Source organism: Streptomyces gilvosporeus (genome assembly GCF_002082195.1).
Taxonomy (GTDB): domain Bacteria; phylum Actinomycetota; class Actinomycetes; order Streptomycetales; family Streptomycetaceae; genus Streptomyces; species Streptomyces gilvosporeus.
On sequence record NZ_CP020569.1, the window covers coordinates 3,929,391 to 3,952,124 of the forward strand.

A 22,734-nucleotide genomic window follows, 5' to 3' on the forward strand; every position below is an offset into this window, starting at 1 on the left:
GCGACCCGTACCCCCAGCACGGTCGTCGGGGCTCCGCGGCCACTTGCTTACGGCCCTTGGGGGATTTCCTCCGAAGGAAATCCCCCAAGAGGGCACCCCCTAAAGCAACCCGTCCCACATCTGTTCCAGCAGCACCGACCACCACGTCTCCGGCGAGCCGAGGGCCGGGGGGTCCAGGGCGACGAGCTGGGCCTGGAAGTCGACGGTCCAGCGGCCCGCCTGTCCCGGTGTCAGTCCGTAGCGCAGGCGCCACATCCGCCCCAGCATCGCCAGGCAACGCACGAACTCCGGCAGCCCGCTGTTGACGAACTGCGGTACGGCGGGCTGCCCGCCCGGGGCGGCCTCCAGCGGGACGGCCACGATGTTCGCGGTCCCGTACTGGACGCAGAGCTGGCGGCCGAAGTCGTTGCCCATGACCAGGTACGAACCGGCGTCCGCGGCGGGCTGGACCCGTCGTTCCGCCGCCAGCTCCGCCAGCGTCGGCACCGGGCGGCCCGGCTGCGCCTGCGCCCAGAAGAACGGCCCGAAGTCGACCGGCAGCCCCGCCCACACCAGCATCTGGGCGACCACCTCGGGCACTCCCTGCCGGGAGACCGCCCGCTGGTCGAAGCGGAAGATCCCCTGCGGCCCGAAGGACTGCTCCAGCTCCTGCCCGATCGCCTGCGGCGGCACCGGGGGCACCGGCGGCACCTGCGAGGGATGCGGCAGCGGCACCCGTACCGGCGCCGGCCGCGCCGGGCCGTCCGCCACCTGGTGCAGTTCGCCCTGGTGCTCGACGAGATGCCGTACGCCCTGCTGACGCGAGGCGTGGTCGGTGCCGTAGGCGGCGGTGTGGCTGATGCGCACCTGCGGCCAGTTCTCGCGGACCATCCGGGCGCAGTAGCCGCCCGGCAGATCGCAGGACTCCAGCTCGGTGTGCAGTTCCAGGACCTGCTGCGGCGGGATGTTCATCCCGCGCAGCTCGTGCAGCAGCTGCCACTCCGGGTGCGGCGTACCGGGCGCGGAGCGGCGCACGATCTTCTGCTCGGAGCCGTCGGGCGCGCGGTAGCTGAGTACGGCCATGTAGCCGGGGCCGACGGTCGGCTGGCCGCTGGGGGCCTGGGGGTAGCCGTACGCGCCCGGGCCGCCGGGGGCGCCGGGTACGGGTGCGCCGGGCGGGACCTGCGGTGCGCCGGGCGGGCCCATGGGGGCACCCGGCGGCGGTACGGGGCCGGGGCCTGCGTGCGGAGGCATGCCGGGGCCGGGCGGCGGCGGGGGTGCGACGGGGGGCATGTCCGGCGCGGGGGCGGGTCCGGGGCCGCCGGGGACTCCGGGGGCTCCGGGGGCTCCGGGGAAGCCAGGTGCGCCAGGCACTCCCTGTGCTCCGGGTGCGCCAGGCACTCCGGGTGCTCCCGGGCCGCCGGGCATGCTGAGGGCCGCGCCGTCGGCGAGCATCGTGGCGGCGGCGTGCACCCCGCCCCCCGTACCACCAGGGGCGGGCGGAGCGGACGGCGGTGGCGGCGGACCGCCCTGGCCGCCCGCGCCCGGCCTGCCGGGCGGGCCCGGCGGCTTCGGCGCACCCGGCATGCCCGGCGGCTTGGGTGCGCCCGGCGTACCCGGGGGCGACGGCGGGTGCGGTACGGACCCCGCACCGGCCCCGCCGCCCATGCCGCCCATGCCGGCCTGGAGCGCCGCGCCGTCGGCGAGCATCGTCGCGGCGGCGTGCACCCCACCGGCGGCGGGCGGAGCGGGCGGCGGGGTTCCCGGGCCCGGCGTCCCGTCGGAGCCGTCCGGCTGTGGCCCGTCCACCGCGCTCAGGTCCAGGTCCGCGGCGTCCAGCTGCGAGACCAGCTGAGTGGGCACATAGCCGCCGGCCGGCGCACCGGGGGTGCCGGGGCCGGACGGCCGCGTCTCGGCCTTGCCCGTCGCGGCGTCGGCGATCCGGGCGGGGTCGGGACGCTGCCCGGCCCGGCCCGCACCGGGCGTACCGGGCGCGCCGGGGGGCGGCGGCGGGCCGGCGGCACCGGCCATCCCACCGCTTCCGGCGTTCCCCGCGTTCCCGGGCAGCCCGGAACCGTCGGCCATCATGGTCGCCGCCGCATGCACCCCGCCGCTCGCAGCGGGCGGTGGCGGGGGAGGCGGAGGCATGCCGGGGCCGGCGGCGCCCGGCGGAGGCGGCGGTATCCCGGGGCCGGCGGCGCCGGGCGGGGGAGGGACGTCGGCGATGGGCGCGCCGGAGGGCGGCGGCAGATCGGACAGTGGCGGGGCCCCGGGCGGCGCGGGCGGCAGGGGCGGCGGCGCGGGCGGCCCGCCGGGACGGCCGTCCGGCGCTCCCGCGGCGCCGCCCTCCGGCGCGTCCAGCGCCGGTGCGACCTGCGTACGCGGCAACTGGACGCCGCTCTGGAGGAGTTCGGTCTTGGCATCGGGGAGCGAGCGCGGCGGCGGGGTGTCGTCCGATTCGGAGTGCTCGGCCAGTTCGTCGGAGAACTCGGGCAGCGGCGCCGCGAACACGGTCTGGGGCAGACCCACCGAACGGTCCTCGGCCCCCTCGTCGCCGGTGGTGTCGGCCTCGGCCCAGGGAGTCGCCGGGGTGGCCGCGGCGGACGAAGCAGCCGGTGCCGGAGCCGACGGCGCGGCAGACGCCGCGGCCGGAGGCGCAGAGGCAGCCGCAGACGGTGACGAAGACGCACCCGCAGACGAAGACGCAGCCGCCGCGCCCCCACTCCCCCGCCGCCGGTCCTGGAGCCCGATCGCGTCCGCCGCCTCCTGGAGCCACTCCGGCGGCGTCAGCAGGAACGACGTCGCCTCCAGGTCCACCCGCTGCGGCGGGGATTCGGCCGCACCGCGCCCGCCGTCGGCCGGCGCGCCGTACTCCTCCTCGTACCGCCGGATCACCTCACCGACCGGCAGCCCCGGCCACAGCGTCGTCTCCCCGCTGTCCCGGGCGATCACCAGCCGGGCCCGGCCGCCATCGGTCGCCGGACCTCCCTCGCGGTCCTCCGCCCAGGCCACGAACCCCAGAGCGAACTCCCGCACCCGCACCTCGCGGTGCTGCTGCGCCGCCACCTCGCCGTTGACCCAGCGCTCCGCGCGCTCCTGCGCCTGCGCGAACGTCACCATCGCGCGCTCACCCCTCCACCGGGACGACGTGCGCGAAGCCGCCGTCCACCATCAGGTTCGCCACGGTCTCCAGCTCCGGCGGATTGCCCGCCAGCCGCTGGAGGAAGTCGTCGAAATCGGCGCCGCAGGGCAGCAGAAGCCGCTCGACCCGCTCCTGCACCGTCCAGCCGTCCTGGTCCCGGGCGTCGTCGTAGGGGCAGAACCACACCGACCCCGGCGCCTCGCCGCGCACCTTCACCGCGACCACGCCGCCCTGGACGAACGCCACGCCCAGATAGTCCTTGGTGAAGTGGTCGCGCAGACACTTGTTGATGTAGACGAGGTCATTGACGGCCGCATCGTCGCGCACCGCGAAGAACGGCTGATCGACCAGCAGCCCCAGTTCCGCATCGAGCGCCGCGCCCACCGGCGCGCATCCGCCCGCGGCCTTCAGGAACGAGCGGTAGGCGCCCGGCAGCCGGTAGCCCAGCGCCTCCTCGGCCTGCGCCACCTGCTCCTCACTCACCGCCAGCTCCCGCCGCGGCACCGCGAAATGCGCCGGCCGCGTCTCCTGCAACGGCCGCGTACCGCGCTTGTCGTGCTCCACCGCCGCCGTCGCCAGCCCGCCGTGATGCCGCAGCAGCGCCTTGATTTCGACGGGGATCAGCTCCAGGCGCCGCGTCCCGGGCACGTGATGCCAGGTCCAGCCGTGCGGTGTCGCCACCGAGGGAACGTCTATCCACAGCTCGTGCCCCTGCGCATGCAGCGCCGCGTTCGCCGACACATAGTCCGTCAACCGCAGCTCGTCGACGCCGAAGCCCTCGGGCGGTTCGGCGATCTCCGCCGCCGCCCGCGCGTACGGCGTGAACACCGGGAAGCCGTTCGCGTCCACCCGGACCCCCGCGGGATGGCGGGCGGCACGCACCGGATCCGGGAAATGCACGATCTGCCCGGCGTAGGCCGAATTCGGTGGCGCGGCATGCTGCTGCCCGAGCCGACCTGTCGTCATCGCGGTTGCCCCCTGGCTGGATCTGGGTTTGGGGCACAGCCTATGCCGTGCCGCAACACCCTCCCGCCGCCCCCGGCCACCCCGCGTCAGCCCGCCGACACGCCACCCTCACCCGCCCCCGCACGGTCCCCCGACCGTCGTAAGCCACCCCGCCCACCAGCCCTGTTTCCCCGCAGCCGACGGACCGTCACACACCAGTGACATCGCCGACAGCAGGCCCGACTACCGCAACACCCAGCACATTTGGCAGTCTGACTCCGCAGCCGGGGGATTGCAGGGAGGGAAACCATCAACAATGAGCACCACCGCACATCAGCACGGCACCGCCACCGGCGACCCCCGCATCGGCTGGAGCGCCACCGCCGACGCCGACCGCGCACCGGTCCTGGCCCACCGCCGCGACGGCATCCTCCCCACCGTCGGCGCCGCCTTGTCCGTACGCGGACAAACCCTGACCTGTACGGCGAGCAAGGCGGAGCAGCCCCCCACCCTGCACCCACTGGTCCAGGACTTCCTCGACACCCTCGGCACCGCCCAGCGCGAGCGGTTCACCGGCCGATGTCCCGAGGCCGTCCTCCTCTCCCGCCACCTCACCGCGGTCGAGGCCGGCCGCAGCAAACGCGCCGCCCGCAAACCCCTCACCAACGGCGAAGCCCGCCGCTCCCTGAAACACTCCAAGATCACCGCACGCCATATCCGCGAGGACGGCGACCCCCGGCACGGCAGCTACGCCCCGCCCTGCCGCTCCTGCGACGCCCTCCTCGCCCACTTCGGCGTCATGCCCATCGACGGCACGACGCCCACCGGGAGCTGACCGCCACCATGCCGACCGTCCCCGCCCCGCAGTCCCCCTCCCGCGACCGCGCCGGTTCCACCCGCTTCCCCGCCGCTGTCGACGTCGCCCTCCAGGAAGCCGGCTGGCAACCGGGCCGCTGGGACATAAAGCAGGCCGAGCACTGGGCCGACACCCTGCGCGCCCACACCTCCCCCGCCGGCCACCGCCACACCGTCTTCGCCGCCGCCGTCGAAGCCTGGGCGGAATTCGGCGGGCTGACCATCACCGGCACCGGCCCCGGCCGCCACATCGCCCCCACCCCCTTCACCGTCGACCCCCTCCACGGCCTCCACCTCGCCCGTACGCTCGGCGATCTCGGCCGCGCCCTGGACACCGACGTCGCCCCCCTCGGCCAGGAAGAGATCCCCGACGCCCACGGCGGCACCCCCACCGCCCAGGCCGTCCTCGCCATCGACGCCCAGGGCCGCATCTACAGCCTCGACCACACCGGCGACTGGTACCTCGGCCCCGACCTCGACACGGCCCTGAGCACCCTCGTCCTGGGCACCCGACCCGCCCGCCTGGGCGTCGCGGCTCAGGGCTGACACAGGGCTGAACGCAGGGCTGACACCGCGCGGGGCATCCAACCACCGGCCGAAGCGGCCCCGGACCGGGCCGACTCCCCCGGCCATACGGAACGGGCCCAGCGGCCCACGCCCACCGCCGACCGGCACCCCCACCCGGCACAGCCGCCGCGGCCCCCGCCTCACCCGCCGACCGCAGCCGCCCCCACCGGCACCACCGCCGACACCCGGAAGCCCCCCGCCTCCGTCGGCCCCGACACGAACACGCCCCCCAGAGCGGTCACCCGCTCCCGCATCCCCACCAGGCCATTGCCCCCACTGGGCAACCCCGCATCCGCCGCCCCCCGCTCCGAGGGACCGTTCTCCACCTGCACCGCCACCTCGTCGCCCCGATGCGCCAGCCGCACCCGCGCCCGCGCGCCCGGCGCATGCTTGTGCACATTCGTCAGCGCCTCCTGCACCACCCGGTACACGGTCTGCTCCACCCCCGCCGCATACGACCGCCCCGCCGTGGCACCACCCGCCCCCTCGACCGACAGCACCACCGCCATACCGGCCGCTCGCGACTGCCCCACCAGATCCGCCAGCTCGGCCAGCGACGGCCCGTCACCGTCCCCCTCCGCAGACCCCGCCCCCGCCTCCGGCTCCGCCCGACGAGCCGCCTCACTCGCCACCGCGGCCAACCGCTCCGGCTCATCCGACCCCGCCGAACCGCGCGCCGGGGCCGCCCCCTCCGCCGTACGCAAAACCCCCAACATCTCGCGCAACTCCGTCAGCGCCTGCCGCCCCATGTCCCCCACCAGCGCGGCATTCTTCGACGCCTTCTCCGGATCCTTCAGCGCCACCGCCTGCAACGCCGCCGCATGCACCACCATCAAGCTCACCCGGTGCGCCACCACGTCGTGCATCTCGCGCGCAATCCGCGTCCGCTCCTCGTTACGAGCCCACTCCGCCCGCTCCTCGGCCCGGTCCGCCAGCAACGACAGCTCGCGCTCCAGACCGTCCGCGCGCTCCCGCAGGCTCTCCACCAGCCGCCGCCGCGCCCCGATGTACAGGCCCCACAGCACCGGCGGAGCCGTCATCACCAGCCCCACCGCAACGGCCATCACCGGCACGAACCACACCGGCGGATGGAAGGTCCCCTCCCGCGCCACGTCCTGCTGCATGCTGACGTAGGTCGTCACCAGCGTCCCGACCACCGTCATCCCGGCCAGCAACGCGGTGATCCGCCGCGGCACATCCGACGCCGCCAGCGTGTACAGCCCCACCACGCCCAGCAGCGCACCCATCTCCGCCGGCATCACCGCAATCGACGCCAGCACCACCACCACGGGCCACCGACGCCGCACCAGCAACACCGGCCCCACGACCAGGCCGAGCGCCATCCCGACCCACTCCGGCAGCCCCGCCCCATGCGCAAACGGCACGCCCTCGACGACGCACTCCACCGTCGACAGCGCCGCCAGCACCACATCCAGCACGGCGCTACGCCGCCGCGCCCACCACCACGGCCCGTCCCCGGGCGCTCCCCGCGCCCCCGCACTTTCCCTTGCCCCCGTCACGCTCATACCGACCAGCGTACGGGCGCCCACCCCGGCCTCCCCGGCGAGTGCCCCGCCACACGTCAGGCCCATTACATGCCCCTACGGCCTTATATCGGTCGAACCAGCGAATCGCCCGCATTGTCGGCCCTTGCGGCACCGTGACGAAGACCACCCGGCTCACCCGAGACGAGACGTGCCGCGGCCGCCCGGTGATCTACGTGACGCAGAGCGCCGAGCTATACCGTCGCATCGAAGGCTGCTGGTACGGCATAGTGTTGGGTGCCGAGCGGCCAGCCTGACGGAACGTCCGGTTTGGGCTGCCTCGCTATCCCCTGTGGTGTAATTGGCAGCACTGAGGCTTTTGGTGCCTTATGTCCGGGTTCGAGTCCTGGCAGGGGAGCAACCGCCACCACCAGGCAATCTCCGGGTCCTGACCACAAGGTCAGGACCCGCCGTCGTTTCGCCCACCGAACGCCCCGGTATCCTTCGGATGACCACCACCCGAAGTAGCCAAGAAGCCGAAGGGCATCCCCGTGAGCGCCAACCGCCCGGCAGCCGTCGTCGTTCTCGCAGCGGGTGAGGGCACCCGCATGAAGTCGGCGACCCCCAAGGTCCTGCATGCGATCTGCGGCCGCTCCCTCGTGGGGCATGTCGTCGCCGCCTCCCGTGAGCTGGACCCCGAACACCTCGTCGTGGTCGTCGGCCATGCCCGTGAGCAGGTACGGGCGCATCTCGCCGAGGTCGATCCGGCCGTCCGCACCGCCGTGCAGGAGAAGCAGCACGGCACCGGTCACGCCGTGCGCATGGGACTGGAGGAGCTGGCCGCGGACGGCGTCACGCTCGACGGCACGGTCGTCGTCGTGTGCGGTGACACCCCGCTGCTGACCGGCGAGACCCTCAGCCGGCTGAGCGAGACGCACGCGGCCGACAAGAACGCCGTCACCGTCCTGTCCGCCGAGGTGCCGGACGCCACCGGTTACGGGCGGATCGTGCGGGACGAGGTGACGGGCGCCGTCACCGCGATCGTGGAGCACAAGGACGCCAGCGACGCGCAGCGCGCGATCCGGGAGATCAACTCCGGGGTGTTCGCGTTCGACGCGAAGCTGCTGGTGGATGCGCTGGGGAAGGTCCGCACGGACAACAGTCAGGGCGAGGAGTACCTGACCGATGTGCTGGGGATCGTGCGCGCTGCGGGGCACCGGGTGGGTGCGGCCGTGGCGGGTGACCACCGGGAGATCCTGGGGATCAACAACCGGGTGCAGCTGGCCGAGGCGCGTCGGCTGCTGAACGAGCGGTTGCTGGAGCGGGCGATGCTGGCCGGCGTGACGGTGGTGGATCCGGCGTCGACGTGGGTGGACGTGTCGGTGGAGTTCGAGGCGGATGCGGTGGTGCATCCGGGGACGCAGCTGCTCGGGGCCACGCGTATCAGCACCGGCGCGGAGGTCGGGCCGCATTCGCGGATCACGGACACGGTCGTCGGCGCGGGCGCCGTGGCGTCCTTCACGGTGGCCGAGGGCGCGCGGATCGGGGACGGCGCGAATGTCGGGCCGTATGCGTATCTGCGTCCGGGTACGGATCTTGGCGCGAAGTCGAAGGCCGGGACGTATGTGGAGATGAAGAACGCGTCGATCGGGGAAGGTACGAAGGTGCCGCATCTCTCTTATGTGGGGGATGCGACGATCGGCGAGTACACCAACATCGGTGCGGCGAGCGTCTTTGTGAATTACGACGGCGAGGCGAAGCACCACACGACCGTCGGTTCGCATTGCAAGACGGGGTCGGACAACATGTTTGTGGCTCCGGTCACGATCGGGGACGGCGCTTATACGGCGGCCGGCTCGGTCATTACCAAGGATGTGCCCCCGGGTTCGCTGGCGGTCGCGCGTGGCCAGCAGCGGAATATCGAGGGTTGGGTCGCGCGTAAGCGGCCCGGAAGTGCCGCCGCGCAGGCTGCTGCGGCTGCTCGCCAGGAGTCCGAGGGCGAGCGTTGATCGTGCTGGGGGTGCGCCGTGCGGGGCGTACCGTGATGAGCGCACGCAAACTGTGATTCGAGGAGATTTGCTGTGACCGGGATCAAGACGACCGGCGAGAAGAAGCTGATGCTCTTCTCCGGCCGCGCCCACCCCGAGCTGGCCGAGGAGGTCGCGCACCAGCTGGGCGTGGGCCTGGTCCCGACGAAGGCGTTCGACTTCGCCAATGGTGAGATCTATGTGCGCTATCAGGAGTCGGCGCGCGGTGCGGACTGCTTTTTGATTCAGAGCCACACGGCTCCGATCAATAAGTGGATCATGGAGCAGCTGATCATGATTGATGCGCTGAAGCGGGCTTCGGCTCGTAGCATCACCGTGGTCGTGCCGTTCTACGGTTATGCGCGTCAGGACAAGAAGCACCGTGGCCGGGAGCCGATTTCGGCGCGGCTGATCGCGGATTTGATGAAGACCGCGGGTGCGGACCGTGTGGTGACGGTGGATCTGCACACGGACCAGATCATGGGCTTCTTCGACGGCCCGGTGGATCACCTTTTCGCGCTGCCGGTTCTTGCGGATTACGTGGGCGCGAAGGTCGACCGGGAGAAGCTGACGGTGGTTTCGCCGGACGCCGGCCGGGTTCGGGTCGCGGACCGCTGGTGCGACCGTCTGGGTGCGCCGCTGGCGATTGTGCACAAGCGGCGTGACAAGGACGTGGCGAACCAGGTCACCGTGCATGAGGTGGTCGGCGATGTGAAGGACCGGGTGTGTGTCCTGGTCGACGACATGATCGACACCGGCGGCACGATTTGCGCGGCCGCCGACGCGCTGTTCGCGAATGGTGCGGCGGATGTCATCGTGACGGCGACGCACGGTGTGCTGTCGGGTCCGGCCGCCGACCGGCTGAAGAATTCGAAGGTGAGCGAGTTCGTGTTCACGAATACGCTGCCGACGCCTTCGGAGCTGGAGCTGGACAAGATCACGGTGCTGTCGATGGCACCGACGATTGCGCGGGCGATCCGTGAGGTGTTCGAGGACGGTTCGGTGACGAGCCTGTTCGAGGAGCAGTAGTCGCGCGATCGCCGTCGGGTGATCACCCGTATCCGGAGGATGCGGTAGATCGACTTTGGGGCGGCCTTCCCGCCGGGTAGACTCATGGGGTTGCTCGGCGAGGGAGGCCGCCCTTTTGTGGTGGCTGTCCGTTATCGACGCGCTCTTCGTAGCAGGTCTGTCGTGGGCCGGGTGACGCCCGACGGATGTTTCTTTAGTTACGAGGAGTGCAGTTATGGCTGAGGTCAAGCTCGCCGCTGAGGTTCGTTCCCACTTCGGTAAGGGCGCTGCCCGCCAGACCCGTCGCGAGAACAAGGTTCCCGCGGTTGTCTACGGTCACGGCGCGGACCCGAAGCACGTCGCGATCGACAGCCACGCGCTGATGATGGCCCTGAAGACCCCGAACGTGCTGATCCGCCTGGAGCTGGACGGCGACAGCGAGCTGGTGATCCCGAAGGCCGTGCAGCGTGAGGCCATTCGCGGCTTCCTGGTGCACGTGGACTTCCTGGCCGTCAAGAAGGGCGAGAAGGTCACCGTCGAGGTGCCGATCGTGACCGAGGGCGAGCTGGCCCCGGGCGGCAACCTGCTCGAGCACGTGCTGAACACCCTGCCGATCGAGGCCGAGGCCACCCACCTGCCCGAGTCGGTCACGGTGTCGATCGCCGGTCTGGACTCCGGCGCGTCGGTGCTGGCCAAGGACGTCGTGCTGCCGGCCGGTTCGTCGCTGGCCGTCGAGGAGGACGCGGTCGTGCTCCAGGTCGTCGCGGCGCAGGCCGAGGCGCCGGCCGAGGAGGCCGCCGAGGGCGAGGCCGCGGCCGAGGCCTGATCCTCGGGTTCACCGGGATACTTCTGTGACCGTCGTTCCGCGCTTGTCGGCGCGGGGCGGCGGTCACGTCGTTGAGGGAGAGGCAGATGACGGATACGGGTGTGGGTGCGGACGGTCCCTGGCTGATTGTGGGCCTGGGGAATCCGGGTTCGGAGTACGCGGGTAATCGGCACAATGTCGGTTTCATGGTCGCGGATCTTCTGGCGGAGCGGATGGGCGGCCGTTTCAAGGCGCACAAGGCGCGGGCGCAGGTGGTGGAGGGGCGCATCGGTCCGATGGGTCCGGCCAGTTGCCGGGTGGTCGTGGCGAAGCCGATGTCGTTCATGAATCTGTCGGGGGGTCCGACGACGGCATTGCGGGATTTCTACAAGGTGCCGACCGCCCGCCTCATTGCCGTGCACGACGAGCTGGATATTGATTACGGTGCGCTGCGGCTGAAGCTGGGCGGTGGCGACAACGGCCATAACGGTCTGAAGTCGATCACGAAGTCGCTGGGGGCGGAGTATCACCGGGTGCGCTTCGGGATCGGGCGTCCTCCGGGGCGGATGCCGGTTGCGGATTTCGTGTTGAAGGATTTCTCGTCGGCGGAGCGCAAGGAGCTGGCGTATTTCGTGGACCGGGCGGCGGATGCGGTGGAGGCATTGGTCGTGGAGGGGCTGGAGCGGGCGCAGGGGACGTACAACTCGTAATCGGGTCGGCCGACTCGTCATCGGGTCGGCGCGTTCGGGTCGGCGAAGGGGACGGTTCGGGGCAGGGGCTGACGAACCGTACGCGCGAGGTTGACCGGGGGCGGGAGATGGCCAAGGATCGCCGCCATGCCCAAGAGCAGTACGCGCACCAGTTCGGTCAGACGTAGTCGCACCCGTCGGATGGGGGAACGCGCCGTTGGGGCGTTGCTTGTCGCCAGGATCGGACTGATGGGGCTGCTGGCGCTGCTGTTGCTGGTGGCGGGTGTGTGGACGTCGTGGAACACGGCGCAGTACGCGATGCTCGTCAAGGCGCGCGAGCGCGGCACGATGACGGTGAAGACCTGCCAGGGCAAGCAGTGCACGGGTCCGTATGTGCCGACGGCGGGGGACGGCAAGCCGCGGCCGAAGGTGTCGATTGCGCAGGCGGCGGCGCCGAAGAAGGGTGAGCGGGTCGAGGTGACGCTCGAACCGGGCACGACCCATGCGGTGCGGACCGGGTTGGCGGGGATCCTGCATGCCTGGGTGCCGTTTGCGGGGTCGTTGTTGCTGGCGGCGCTGGTGGTGGCCGGGGGGATGCGGCTGCGGCGCACGGCGTGGGTGATGGGCTTGTTCGGGGCGGTGTTGTTGGGGGCGGCGTTCGCCGCGATGTAGGGCGCGTACGGATACGGCGGCGGCCCGCCTCTCGCTCGGTGCGAGGGGCGGGCCGCCGCCGTGTGTGCGCCGTGCGGGTCAGCCGGTGTTGCGCAGGCCGGCGGCGACGCCGTTGACGGTGAGGAGCAGGGCGCGCGAGAGCACCGGGTCGGCCTCTTCTCCTCGGGCGGCGGCCTCGCGCTGGCGGTGCAGCAGGGAGACCTGGAGGTAGGAGATCGGGTCGAGGTAGGCGTCGCGGATGTGGAAGGTCTGCTTGAGGACGGGGTTGGAGTCGAGCAGTTCCTTCTCGCCCGTGATGCGCAGGACTTCCTGGACGGTCAGCTCGTGCTCGGCCTTGATGAGGTCGAAGACGTGCTTGAGCTCGTCGGGGACGAGGGTGTCGACGTAGTGCTGGGCGATGCGCAGATCGGTCTTGGCAAGCGTCATCTCGACGTTGGACAGGAAGTTGCGGAAGAAGTGCCAGTGCGCGTGCATTTCGTCCAGGACGCTGTCGAGTCCGGCTTCGCGGGCGGCCTTGAGGCCGGTGCCGACGCCGTACCAGCCGGGGACGATCTGGCGGGACTGGGTCCAGCCGAAGACCCAGGGGATGGCGCGCAGTCCGTCGAGTCCGGCGCCGGAGTCGGGGCGGCGGGAGGGGCGCGAGCCGAGGTGGAGTTCGGCGAGCTGGTCGACGGGGGTGGAGGCGAAGAAGTACGCGGGCAGGTCCGGGTCTTCGACCAGGCGGCGGTAGGAGCCGTGGGCGGCCTCGGAGACGGTCTCCATGGCGGCGTCCCAGCGGGCGAGGGCCTCGTCGGACTGGCGGGGGGCGGTGTGCAGGGCGGATGCCTGGAGGGTGGCCGCGACGGTCAGTTCCAGGTTTTCGCGGGCCAGCGAGGGCACCAGGTACTTGTCGGAGATGACCTCGCCCTGTTCGGTCACCTTGATCTCGCCTTCGAGGGTGCCGTAGGGCTGGGCGAGGATGGCGTCGTGGGAGGGGCCGCCGCCGCGGCCGACGGTGCCGCCGCGGCCGTGGAAGAGGCGCAGCCGTACGCCGTGCCGGTGGGCGACGTCGCGCAGCAGGCGCTGGGCGCGGTGGATTTCCCACTGGCTGGTGGTGATGCCGCCGAACTTGGAGGAGTCGGAGTAGCCGAGCATGACCTCCTGGACGTCGCCGCGCAGGGCGACCAGGCGGCGGTAGGACGGGTCGGAGAGCATCTCGTCGAGCAGCTGGTCGGCGATCTTCAGCTCGTCCGTGGTCTCCAGCAGCGGGACGATGCCGATCTTGGCCCAGCCGGCGTGCAGGTCGATGAGCCCGGCCTCGCGGGCCAGGACGGCGGCGGCGAAGACGTCGTCGGAGCCCTGGCACATGGAGATGATGTACGACTCGATGACCTCGGGGCCGAAGGTCTTCTTGGCCTTGAGGATGGTGCGGAACACGCCGAGGGTCTTGGCGCCGGCCTCGTCGAGGGGGGCCGGGGTGGGGGCCAGGGGGCGGCGGGAGCGCAGTTCCTTGGCGAGGAGCTTGCGGCGGTAGTCGCGCGGCATGTCGACATAGCGCCAGGACTCTTCGCCGAGGCGGTCGAAGAGCTGGCCGAGGGCCTGGTGGTGGGCGTCGGCGTGCTCGCGGACGTCCATGGTGGCGAGCTGGAGGCCGAAGGCGGCGATGGTGCGCAGGGTGCGCTCCAGGCGGCCGTCGGCGACCAGGCCGCCGCGGTGTGCGCGCAGCGAGGTCTGGATGAGGGCCAGGTCGTCGAGGAGTTCGGCGGTGCCCAGGTAGTCGCGGCCGGGTACGTGGGGGGTGTCGCCGGCGAGGCGTTCGCGGGTGTTGAGGAGCTTTTGCCGGATGCAGGTGGCCTTGAGGCGGTACGGCTCCTCGGCGTTGAGGCGCTTGTAGCGGGGGCTGAACTCGGGCAGCAGGTCCAGGTCCCGCTTGAGGGAGTCGAGCAGCTCCTGGGTGGCTCCGCAGTTGCGGATGGAGTTCGACAGGGCGCCGCGCAGCTCGTCGATGTGCTCCAAGGCGTCGGTGATGCCGTGCTCGTGCTGGAGGATCAGGACGTCCCAGGTGACCTGCGGGGTGACGTTGGGGTTGCCGTCGCGGTCGCCGCCGATCCAGGTGCCGAACGTCAGTGGGCGGGTGCCGGCGGGCAGCTCGGTGCCGGCGCGCTCCAGTTCGGCGGCGAGGTCTTCGAGGACGTCGCCGACGGCGCCGCGGCCGAGCTCGTCGAGGTAGTAGATGGCGTTGCGGGCCTCGTCGGTGGGCTCCGGGCGGGCCACGCGCAGCTCGTCGGTCTGCCAGATGAGGTCGATGTTCTCCGCGAGGCGCAGGTCGGTGCGGCGGATGTCGGTGGCGTCGGGGTGGTCCAGCAGCTCGGCGACCTTGCGCAGCTTGGTCAGCACGGAGCGGCGGGCGGCCTCGGTGGGGTGGGCGGTGAAGACGGGTCGTACGCCGAGGTTGGCGGCGGTCTGGCGCAGGTGCTCGGGATCGGCGTCCTTGAGCATGTCGGCGGTGCGGGCCAGGATGCCGCCCTCGGCGGCGCGCCGGGCGCGCAGCTCGCGGCCGCGGTGGACCTGCTCGGTGACATTGGCGAGGTGGAAGTAGGTGGAGAAGGCCCGCACCAGCTTGGTGGCGGTGGCCAGGTCGGTCTCGCCCAGGAGCCGGGCGGCGGCCTCGCCGTCGGACCGGGTCAGGGCCCGTACGCGCTCGACCAGGTCCAGCAGCTCGTGGCCTTCCTGGCGGACGAGGGTCTCGCCGAGGAGGTCGCCGAGGCGGCGGATATCGGCGCGCAGGGCGGTGTGGTCGCTGGCCGCGTCGTCCGTGGGGGTGGTTACGGACGGGGCGGCGTTGTCGGCACTGCTCACAGGTGCGGCTCCTTGCAGCGGTCTAGGCGGGGCGTCGCGGCCGGGTCCGTCTCGTGGGCGGTGGCGGGCGACGATGCCGTCTGGGCTTGCGGGCGGGTGCGGACCGCGCTGTCCGAACGACCCCAGGATAGGTCTCCCCGATTTCGACGGATCACACCGTCCGACTGCTGGGCAGTGCGTGCGGCGTGTGAGGGCGAGGCGCCTGTCACGGCCTTGCCCGGGACGGTCGCGCTGCCATACTTACGAAACCGTAGGTTACGGTCCCGTAGCCGCCGCACACCCCCAGCTCCGGGAGTGATCTTGCTCCCCGAGTTCCCCGAGCCCCCGAGACCCCCGCCGAGGGACATCACATGACCGCTGGTCCGGACACCGCCGAAGAGTCACCGATTTCCACCGTTTCGCCGCTGCCGTCGGCGACGCTGGGCGGCGACAGCAAGCGCTCGCTCGAACAGATCACCCTGCTGCTCTTCATCACCGTCCCGTTCCTGGCCCTGGTGGCCGCGGTGCCCCTGGCGTGGGGCTGGGGCGTGAGCTGGCTCGATCTGGGTCTGATGGTGGCGATGTACTTCATCGGCTGCCACGGCATCACCATCGGCTTCCACCGCTATTTCACCCATGGCGCCTTCAAGGCGAAGCGTCCGCTGCGCATCGCGCTGGCGATCATGGGGTCGCTCGCCGTGGAGGGGCCCCTGGTCCGCTGGGTCGCCGACCACCGCAGGCATCACAAGTTCTCCGACGCCGAGGGCGATCCGCATTCGCCCTGGCGCTACGGCGAGACCGTCCCGGCGCTGCTCAAGGGGCTGTGGTGGGCCCATGTGGGCTGGATGTTCGACCAGGAGCAGACCTCGCAGCACAAGTACGCGCCGGATCTGATCAAGGACCCCGCCCTGCGCGCGATCTCCCGCCAGTTCGCGCTGTGGACGACGGTCTCGCTGGTGATTCCGCCGCTGGTCGGCGGGCTGGCCACCTGGTCCTGGCAGGGGGCCCTGACGGCGTTCTTCTGGGGATCGCTGGTTCGCGTGGCGCTGCTGCACCACGTCACCTGGTCGATCAACTCCATCTGCCACGCGGTCGGCAAGCGGCCGTTCAAATCGCGTGATCGCTCCGGCAACGTGTGGTGGCTCGCCGTCCTCTCCTGCGGCGAGTCCTGGCACAACCTGCACCACGCCGACCCGACGTGTGCACGTCATGGCGTGCTGCGCGGCCAGCTCGACTCCAGCGCGCGGCTGATCCGCTGGTGCGAGCGGGCGGGCTGGGCCTACGACGTGCGCTGGCCGAACGCCTCGCGGCTGGATGCGCGGCTCCTGAAATAGGCGGGTGCCCGCTGGGGGTACCCCCCGGCGGTAGCGGGGGAAGGCATGATTGACGAGTGGCGATCGACGACAGCAGCACAGACAGCAGCAAGGGCAAGGACCGGCATACCCCGTCCGCGGGCAGCCGGCGGGCCCGCAGGGTGCGGATGACCGGCGCCGAGCGCCGTGAGCAGCTGCTGGACATCGGTCGCACACTCTTCGCCGAGCGCGGCTTCGAAGGCACCTCGGTGGAGGAGATCGCCGCGAAGGCGGGCGTGTCCAAACCGGTCGTCTACGAGCACTTCGGCGGCAAGGAGGGCCTGTACGCGGTGGTCGTGGACCGCGAGATGCGCCAGCTGCTCGACATGGTGACCGGCGCGCTGACCGCCGGCCACCCCCGTGAGCTCCTCGAACAGGCCGCGTTCGCGCTCCTCGACTACATCGAGAGGTATACGGACGGCTTCCGCATCCTGGTCCGCGACTCCCCCGTCGCCCAGTCGACCGGCACCTTCGCGTCCCTGATCAGCGATATCGCCACCCAGGTCGAGGACATCCTCGGCCTGGAGTTCAAGGCCCGCGGTTTCGATCCCAAACTGGCCCCCCTCTACGCCCAGGCCCTGGTCGGCATGGTCGCCCTGACCGGCCAGTGGTGGCTCAACGCCCGCAAGCCGAAGAAGGCCGAGGTCGCCGCCCACCTGGTCAATCTGGCCTGGCACGGGCTGGACGGGCTGGAGGCGAAGCCGCGGCTGATAGGGCACCGGAAGGCGTGAGGCGGGGGTGCGCCGGGCCGGCCTCGCACCGGAAGCCGCGGCGGGCGTAGGCGGTCGAGGCCGGCGTTCACGGCGCGTCGCTCCCCGCAGACGTCATTCCCTGGCCTTGCGGGCCACCGCGAAGATACGGCGGAACGGGAAGACCGTGCCGTGGCGGCCGGGCGGATAGGCCGCGCGCAGCAGATCGCGGAATTCGGCGAGGAAGGCGTCACGGGCCGCCGGGTCGTCGTCCAGGACGGTCAGTACCGGGCGCAGGGCGGTGCCCTTGACCCAGTCCAGGACGGGGTCCTCGCCCTGGAGGAGCTGGACGTAGGTGGTCTCCCACACGTCGGCGGTGCAGCCGAGGTCCGTGAGGCGTTCGAGGTACTCGGCCGGTTCGAGGATGTGGACGAAGCGGCGGCCGTGGGTGGTCAGGCGCTCGCGCCAGTGCGGGGCGTCGCACAGCTCGCCCAGGAGTGCGTGGCTGGGCGAGGTGAAGTTGCCCGGGACCTGGAAGGCGAGGGTGCCGCCGGGGGGCAGGGCGTCGATCCAGCGGGGAAGGGATTGCGGGTGGTTGGGGACCCATTGGAGTGCCGCGTTGGAGACGATCAGGTCGTACGGCTCGTCCGGGGTCCAGTCGGTGGCGTCCGCCGGCGCGAAGTCGATCAGCCCGCCGCCCTGGGTCGGGCCCGCGTAGGTCTTGGCCTCGCTGAGCATCTCGGGCGAGTTGTCGAACCCGGTGATGTGCGCATCGGGCCAGCGGTCGGCGAGCTGGGCGGTGACGTTCCCGGGACCGCATCCGAGGTCGGCGATACGGGCGGGGCCCGTGTGCCGGGGGAGTTCGGGTATGCGGTTGAGCAGATCACGGAACGGGCGGGTGCGGTGCCCGGAGTGGTGAAGATACTGCTGCGGATCCCAGGTTGGTGCGTCGTGCATGTTCGAAACCCCTTTGCTGGTGCAGGGCTGGCACTGTGCTCACCAACGATTGGTTCTGGCCAACGCTGATGGAGCGAGCTTCGGGCCGACGATGCCCAATAGTCCATCCAAATATATCTCGAGGCCGAGATACTCGATCCCGAGAAGCTTGATATCAAGATACTTTACACCAAGAGACTTCACATCGACAGACCCCTTACACTGATCGCCATGGAGGACGAGGTCGACCGACTGGTCGCAGCATGGCGCCGCGAGCGCCCGGACCTCGACGTGGAACCGCTAGAGGTCCTCAGCCGGGTCTCCCGGCTGGCCCGGCACCTCGACCGGGCCCGGCGGATCGCCTTCGCCGAGGTGGGGCTGGAGCCCTGGGAGTTCGATGTGCTGACCGCCCTGCGGCGGGCCGGCGCGCCGTATCAGCTCTCGCCCGGCGCGCTGCTCACCCAGACCCTGGTCACCTCCGGCACGATGACCAACCGCATCGACCGGCTCGCCAAGAAGGACCTCGTCGAGCGCCTCCCCGACCCCAGCGACCGGCGCGGCGTGCTGGTCCGCCTGACCGCCGAGGGCCGCGACAAGGCCGACCAGTCGCTGGCCGGACTGCTGGCGCAGGAGCGGGCCATCCTGGCCGAGTTGTCGCGCCAGCAGCGGCATGAACTGGCCGGTCTGCTGCGCCGGCTGACGGGGCCTTTCGACAACATCCCGGGGTGAGCGCGCAGGGCGACGGCACCCACCGCCCGCCCGGCCGAGTCGTGTCGCCCCTGGGGTGACACCCGCTACGCGCCCCCTTGCCCCCGCTCCCCCGCCGGGCCAGGATGCGCGCCATGAGCCAGCAGCACGCACCGTACCCGGCGGGCGGCAGCCACGGCGGCGCCCGCTTCACCGGCCGGACGGTCCTGGTGACCGGGGCCGCCGCCGGGATCGGGGCGGCGACCGCCCACCGGCTGGCGGCCGAAGGGGCCGCCGTCCTGCTGCTGGACATCGACGACGAGCGCGGGGAGCACACCGCCCGCCGCATCCGGGCGGCCGGCGGACGGGCCTCGTACGAACACTGCGACGTGGCGGCGGAGGACGACTGGCGGCGCGCCGTCCAGGCGGCGCGGCGGCGGTACGGGCCGGTGGACGGGCTGGTCAGCAACGCCTTCGTGCCGTACGTCGCGGCGGCCGAGCACACCACGCTCGCGGACTGGGAGCGACAGCTGGCGGTGAACCTGACGGGCTCGTTCCTGGGGGTGCGCACCGCGCTGGAGGATCTGCGGGCGCGGCAGGGCGCGGTGGTGCTCACCTCGTCCGTGCACGCCCTGATCGGGCTTCCCGGGCGCCCCGCGTACGCCGCGTCCAAGGCCGGACTGACCGGGCTGGGGCGGCAGTTGGCCGTGGAGTACGGGCCCGAGGTGCGGGTCAACAGCGTGCTGCCGGGGCCGGTGCTGACCGCCGCGTGGGACGGCATCGGCGAGGCGGCGCGGCGGGCCAGCGCCGGGGAGACCGCGGCGGGGCGGCTGGGGCGGCCCGAGGAGGTCGCGGCGGCGATCGCGTTCCTGCTCTCCGCGGAGGCGTCCTTCGTCACCGGGGCGAGCCTCGTCGTCGACGGCGGCTGGAGCGTGTACAAGAACTCGAGTTGAAACGGGACAGCGAGAACCGAACTGCGACCCTGGGGGTCCGATGCGCGGCATTCACTTCGGCGGCGACTACAACCCCGAGCAGTGGCCCGAGGAGGTGTGGGCCGAGGATCTGAAGCTGATGAAGGCGGCCCAGGTCACCATGGTCACCGCCGGGATCTTCTCCTGGGCCAAGGTCGAACCCCGCCCGGGGGAATGGGACTTCGGGTGGTTCGACCGGGTGCTGGACGGGCTGGCGCGGGCCGGTATCGCGGTCTGCCTGGCCACGATGACCGCCTCGCCGCCGCCCTGGCTGAGCCGCGCCCATCCCGAGATCCTGCCCGAGGGCCCCGACGGGCAGCGCCGCTGGCCCGGCGGCCGGCAGCACTACTGCCCCTCCAGCCCCGTCTACCGGGCGCACGCCGTCCGTCTGGTCGAACAGCTGGCCGCCCGCTATGCGGGTCACCCGGCGCTGGCCATGTGGCATGTGGGCAACGAGTACGGATGCCACACCCGGCAGTGCTTCTGCGAGGTGTCGGCCGGCGACTTCCGGCGGTGGCTGCGGGAGCGCTACGGCAGCATCGAGGCGCTGAACGAGGCGTGGTCGACGGCCTTCTGGTCGCAGGGGTACGGGGACTTCGACGAGGTGCTGCCGCCGCGGACCGCGCCCACCTTCCCCAATCCCGCCCAGCAGCTGGACTATCTGCGGTTCTCCGATGCGGCGCTGCGGGACTGCTATCTGGCGGAGAAGGAGGTGCTGGAGCGGCTGACGCCCGGGGTGCCGGTCACCACCAATCTGATGCCGCAGCACAAGCCGGTCGACGCGTTCGCCTGGTCCGCGCACATGGACGTCATGGCGCTGGACTTCTACCAGGACCCGTATGCGCCCGACGACCACATCCGGGCGGGCTACGTCTTCGATCTGATGCGCTCGGCGCGGGACGGCCAGCCCTGGCTGCTGCTGGAGCAGGCGCCGAGCGCCGTCAACTGGCGGCCGCGCAACGGGCCCAAGCCGCCCGGGGCGATGCGGCTGTGGAGCTGGCAGGCCGTCGCCCAGGGGGCGGATGCGGTGCTGTTCTTCCAGTGGCGGCAGTCGCTGGGCGGGGCGGAGAAGTTCCATTCGGCGATGCTGCCGCACGGCGGGACCGACACCCGTATCCATCGTGAAGTGACGGCGCTGGGGCGGGAGTTGGCGTCGCTGCCGGAGATCGCGGGGACGCGGTCGCGGGCCGAGGTGGCGCTGCTGGCGGACTGGCACAGCTGGTGGGCGCTGGAGGTGGACTCCAAACCGTCGACGGCGCTGAACCACTCGGCGATCGCCCTCGCCCACTACCGGCCGCTCTTCGAGGCGAACGTGCCCTGCGACATCGTCCCGCCGCAGCGGGAGCTGACCGGGTACCGGCTGGTGGTCGTCCCCAATCTGTATCTGCTCACGGCGCGGGACGCCGAGCGGCTGGCCGCGTATGTGCGCGGCGGCGGGCAGCTGGTGGTGTCGTTCTTCTCGGGGATCGTCGACGAGCACGACCGGGTGCATCCCGGCGGCTACCCGGCGCCGCTGCGGGAGCTGCTGGGGCTGCGGGTGGAGGAGTTCTGGCCGCTGGAGGCGGGCCGTACGGTCGCCGTCGGGGGCGGGGACGGTCAGTACACCGGGGCGGGCGATCTGTGGTCGGAGGCCATCGATCTGGAGGGCGCGCGGGCGCTGGCGTCGTTCACGGAGGGGGAGCTGGCGGGTCGGCCCGCGGTGACCCGGCACGCCTACGGGCGGGGCGCGGCCTGGTACGTCGCCACGCGGCTCGAACCGCGGCTGATGCGGGCGCTGCTGGACGCCGTACGGGCCGCGGCCGGGGTGGCGCCCGTTCTGCCGGGGCTGCCGGACGGGGTCCAGGCGACGGTGCGCGAGGACCCCGAGGGGCGCTACGGGCGGTTCACGTTCCTGCTGAACCATCGGACCGAGCCGGTCGAGGTCGCGCTGCCCGTCCCGCTGGCGGATGCGCTGGCGGACACCCCCGAGGCCGCGGCCGAGCCCGCCGAGCGGATCACCCTGACCGGGCGGGGCGTGGCCGTCCTGACGGAACCGGGGCCGGGCGCCTGAGCCCTGTCCCGGAGCCGGGCGTCCAGGGCCTGTCCCCGGGCGCCCTGTCGGCCTAGCGCGCCCCCACCGGGGCGCCCAACGGCGCGGCCGCCTGCTCGATCTCCGCCGGGCCCACCCCGGCCCGGCGGGCCAGCGCCACGGCCGCGAGGGTGGAGTGCACCCCGAGCTTGCCGAGCACGTTCTGCATATGGGTGCGGACGGTGTGCGGGGAGAGGAACAGCCGCTCGGCGACGGCCTTGCGGCCCAGGCCCGCCACCATGCAGCGCAGGACCTCGCGCTCGCGCGGGGTGAGCGTCTCCACCAGCCGTTCGCTCTCCGTACGGTGCCGGCGGGCCGCGGTCAGCTCGCGCAGGACGCCGGTCAGCAGGGCGGGCGGAAGATGCGTTTCATCACGCAGCACGCCGCGGACGACGGCGAGCAGCCGGGAGAGCGAGCAGTCCTTGGCGACCCAGCCCGAGGCGCCGGCCTGGAGGGCGGCGGCCGCGCGGCGCGGATCGTCGCGCTCGGCGAGGACGACCGTACGGACGTACGGATGGCTGGTGCGCAGGCCGGAGACGAGCGCTATACCGGCCGCGGGCGCGGGGCGCGGGGCGCCGTCCCGGCGGGCCGTCGGCTGCGGCGGCACCGCCGGCAGCGGCGCGACGGCGGCCAGTTCGGCGTCGGCGAGCACCACGTCGAAGCGGCGGCCCTCGGCGGCGGCGCGCTCCAGATTGCGCAGGGCCGCAGGGGCGCTGCCCGCCGCCGCCACGTCCACGTCCTGTTCCGCCGCGAGCGCGGCCGCCAGGGATTCGGCGAAGATGCGGTGGTCGTCGACCACCAGGACCCTGATGCGTTGCACGGAGACCCCCTGTCTCGGTGAACGGACCCTAGCGGGCACGGCGCCCGGATTGAAGATCGCCTCCGCCGCACGGCCGCCGCCGCGCCGACTCGACTACCCCACCCCGGACGCCGTACCCGGCGGTCTCGCCCCCTGATAGGCACCGGCCCCCACCGGCGCGGATCTCAGCATACGGACGGAGCGCGGCGGAGGGGGGCGATTGCCCGAACTGATTCCTACCC

Annotated in this window: 18 protein-coding genes and 1 tRNA gene; 13 read left to right on the forward strand and 6 right to left on the reverse strand. The window is 72.2% G+C overall.

Translation table 11 applies throughout. The annotated features are described in order from the left end of the window. Positions 1–99: 99 nt before the first annotated feature. Both B1H19_RS17225 and B1H19_RS17230 read right to left on the reverse strand, forming a co-directional pair. Positions 100–3,099: an SUKH-4 family immunity protein gene (locus B1H19_RS17225; RefSeq protein ID WP_083105573.1), complete on the reverse strand. Its 3,000-nt coding sequence runs from the start codon at positions 3,097–3,099 to the stop codon at positions 100–102. A gap of 7 nt (positions 3,100–3,106) precedes the next feature. Then, the gene (locus tag B1H19_RS17230) at positions 3,107–4,087 is read right to left on the reverse strand and encodes an HNH endonuclease (RefSeq protein ID WP_083105574.1); all 981 of its coding nucleotides are present in this window, start codon (positions 4,085–4,087) and stop codon (positions 3,107–3,109) included. Between the two features lie 295 nt (positions 4,088–4,382). Between B1H19_RS17230 and B1H19_RS17235 the strand changes: the two genes are divergently transcribed. After that, complete coding sequence (locus tag B1H19_RS17235; protein ID WP_083105575.1) at positions 4,383–4,901, forward strand: YwqJ-related putative deaminase; 519 nt, start codon at positions 4,383–4,385, stop codon at positions 4,899–4,901. Positions 4,902–4,909: 8 nt separating this feature from the next. After that, on the forward strand, positions 4,910–5,467 hold the full coding sequence (locus B1H19_RS17240; RefSeq protein ID WP_083105576.1) for an SUKH-3 domain-containing protein: 558 nt from the start codon (positions 4,910–4,912) through the stop codon (positions 5,465–5,467). Positions 5,468–5,628: 161 nt separating this feature from the next. Here the strand turns inward: B1H19_RS17240 and B1H19_RS17245 are convergent, their stop codons facing one another. Continuing rightward, positions 5,629–7,014, reverse strand: a complete 1,386-nt coding sequence (locus B1H19_RS17245; protein WP_083109707.1) for a sensor histidine kinase — start codon at positions 7,012–7,014, stop codon at positions 5,629–5,631. Positions 7,015–7,318: 304 nt separating this feature from the next. Between B1H19_RS17245 and B1H19_RS17250 the strand changes: the two genes are divergently transcribed. The 6 genes from B1H19_RS17250 (at position 7,319) to B1H19_RS17275 (ending at position 12,173) form a co-directional block, all read left to right on the forward strand. Then, positions 7,319–7,390, forward strand: a tRNA-Gln gene (locus tag B1H19_RS17250). A gap of 133 nt (positions 7,391–7,523) precedes the next feature. Next, on the forward strand, positions 7,524–8,981 hold the full coding sequence (gene glmU, locus B1H19_RS17255; RefSeq protein ID WP_083105577.1) for a bifunctional UDP-N-acetylglucosamine diphosphorylase/glucosamine-1-phosphate N-acetyltransferase GlmU: 1,458 nt from the start codon (positions 7,524–7,526) through the stop codon (positions 8,979–8,981). A gap of 72 nt (positions 8,982–9,053) precedes the next feature. Then, a complete protein-coding gene (locus B1H19_RS17260; RefSeq protein WP_083105578.1) occupies positions 9,054–10,028 on the forward strand; it encodes a ribose-phosphate diphosphokinase in 975 nt (324 codons plus the stop codon). Between the two features lie 214 nt (positions 10,029–10,242). Continuing rightward, positions 10,243–10,833 (forward strand): 50S ribosomal protein L25/general stress protein Ctc, encoded by a 591-nt coding sequence (locus tag B1H19_RS17265; protein ID WP_083105579.1) that lies wholly within the window; start codon positions 10,243–10,245, stop codon positions 10,831–10,833. An 86-nt stretch (positions 10,834–10,919) separates the two neighbouring features. Beyond that, positions 10,920–11,522, forward strand: coding sequence for an aminoacyl-tRNA hydrolase (gene pth, locus B1H19_RS17270; protein ID WP_083105580.1), 603 nt, complete (start codon positions 10,920–10,922; stop codon positions 11,520–11,522). A gap of 228 nt (positions 11,523–11,750) precedes the next feature. Beyond that, positions 11,751–12,173: a hypothetical protein gene (locus tag B1H19_RS17275; protein ID WP_237289356.1), complete on the forward strand. Its 423-nt coding sequence runs from the start codon at positions 11,751–11,753 to the stop codon at positions 12,171–12,173. Positions 12,174–12,251: 78 nt separating this feature from the next. Here the strand turns inward: B1H19_RS17275 and ppc are convergent, their stop codons facing one another. Then, positions 12,252–15,011, reverse strand: a complete 2,760-nt coding sequence (gene ppc / locus B1H19_RS17280; RefSeq protein ID WP_083105582.1) for a phosphoenolpyruvate carboxylase — start codon at positions 15,009–15,011, stop codon at positions 12,252–12,254. A gap of 350 nt (positions 15,012–15,361) precedes the next feature. Between ppc and B1H19_RS17285 the strand changes: the two genes are divergently transcribed. Then, the gene (locus tag B1H19_RS17285; protein ID WP_083105583.1) at positions 15,362–16,324 is read left to right on the forward strand and encodes an acyl-CoA desaturase; all 963 of its coding nucleotides are present in this window, start codon (positions 15,362–15,364) and stop codon (positions 16,322–16,324) included. 56 nt (positions 16,325–16,380) lie between these two features. Then, the gene (locus B1H19_RS17290) at positions 16,381–17,073 is read left to right on the forward strand and encodes a TetR family transcriptional regulator (protein WP_418361451.1); all 693 of its coding nucleotides are present in this window, start codon (positions 16,381–16,383) and stop codon (positions 17,071–17,073) included. Positions 17,074–17,166: 93 nt separating this feature from the next. Here B1H19_RS17290 and B1H19_RS17295 read toward each other — a convergent pair whose 3' ends face one another. Beyond that, positions 17,167–17,988, reverse strand: coding sequence for a trans-aconitate 2-methyltransferase (locus B1H19_RS17295; protein ID WP_083105584.1), 822 nt, complete (start codon positions 17,986–17,988; stop codon positions 17,167–17,169). 210 nt (positions 17,989–18,198) lie between these two features. Between B1H19_RS17295 and B1H19_RS17300 the strand changes: the two genes are divergently transcribed. The 3 genes from B1H19_RS17300 (at position 18,199) to B1H19_RS17310 (ending at position 21,675) form a co-directional block, all read left to right on the forward strand. Further along, the gene (locus B1H19_RS17300; RefSeq protein WP_030066914.1) at positions 18,199–18,696 is read left to right on the forward strand and encodes a MarR family winged helix-turn-helix transcriptional regulator; all 498 of its coding nucleotides are present in this window, start codon (positions 18,199–18,201) and stop codon (positions 18,694–18,696) included. Between the two features lie 113 nt (positions 18,697–18,809). After that, the gene (locus B1H19_RS17305; RefSeq protein WP_083105585.1) at positions 18,810–19,607 is read left to right on the forward strand and encodes an SDR family NAD(P)-dependent oxidoreductase; all 798 of its coding nucleotides are present in this window, start codon (positions 18,810–18,812) and stop codon (positions 19,605–19,607) included. Positions 19,608–19,647: 40 nt separating this feature from the next. Continuing rightward, complete coding sequence (locus B1H19_RS17310) at positions 19,648–21,675, forward strand: beta-galactosidase (RefSeq protein ID WP_083105586.1); 2,028 nt, start codon at positions 19,648–19,650, stop codon at positions 21,673–21,675. 52 nt (positions 21,676–21,727) lie between these two features. Here B1H19_RS17310 and B1H19_RS17315 read toward each other — a convergent pair whose 3' ends face one another. Further along, on the reverse strand, positions 21,728–22,513 hold the full coding sequence (locus B1H19_RS17315) for a response regulator transcription factor (RefSeq protein WP_083105587.1): 786 nt from the start codon (positions 22,511–22,513) through the stop codon (positions 21,728–21,730). Positions 22,514–22,734: the final 221 nt, after the last annotated feature.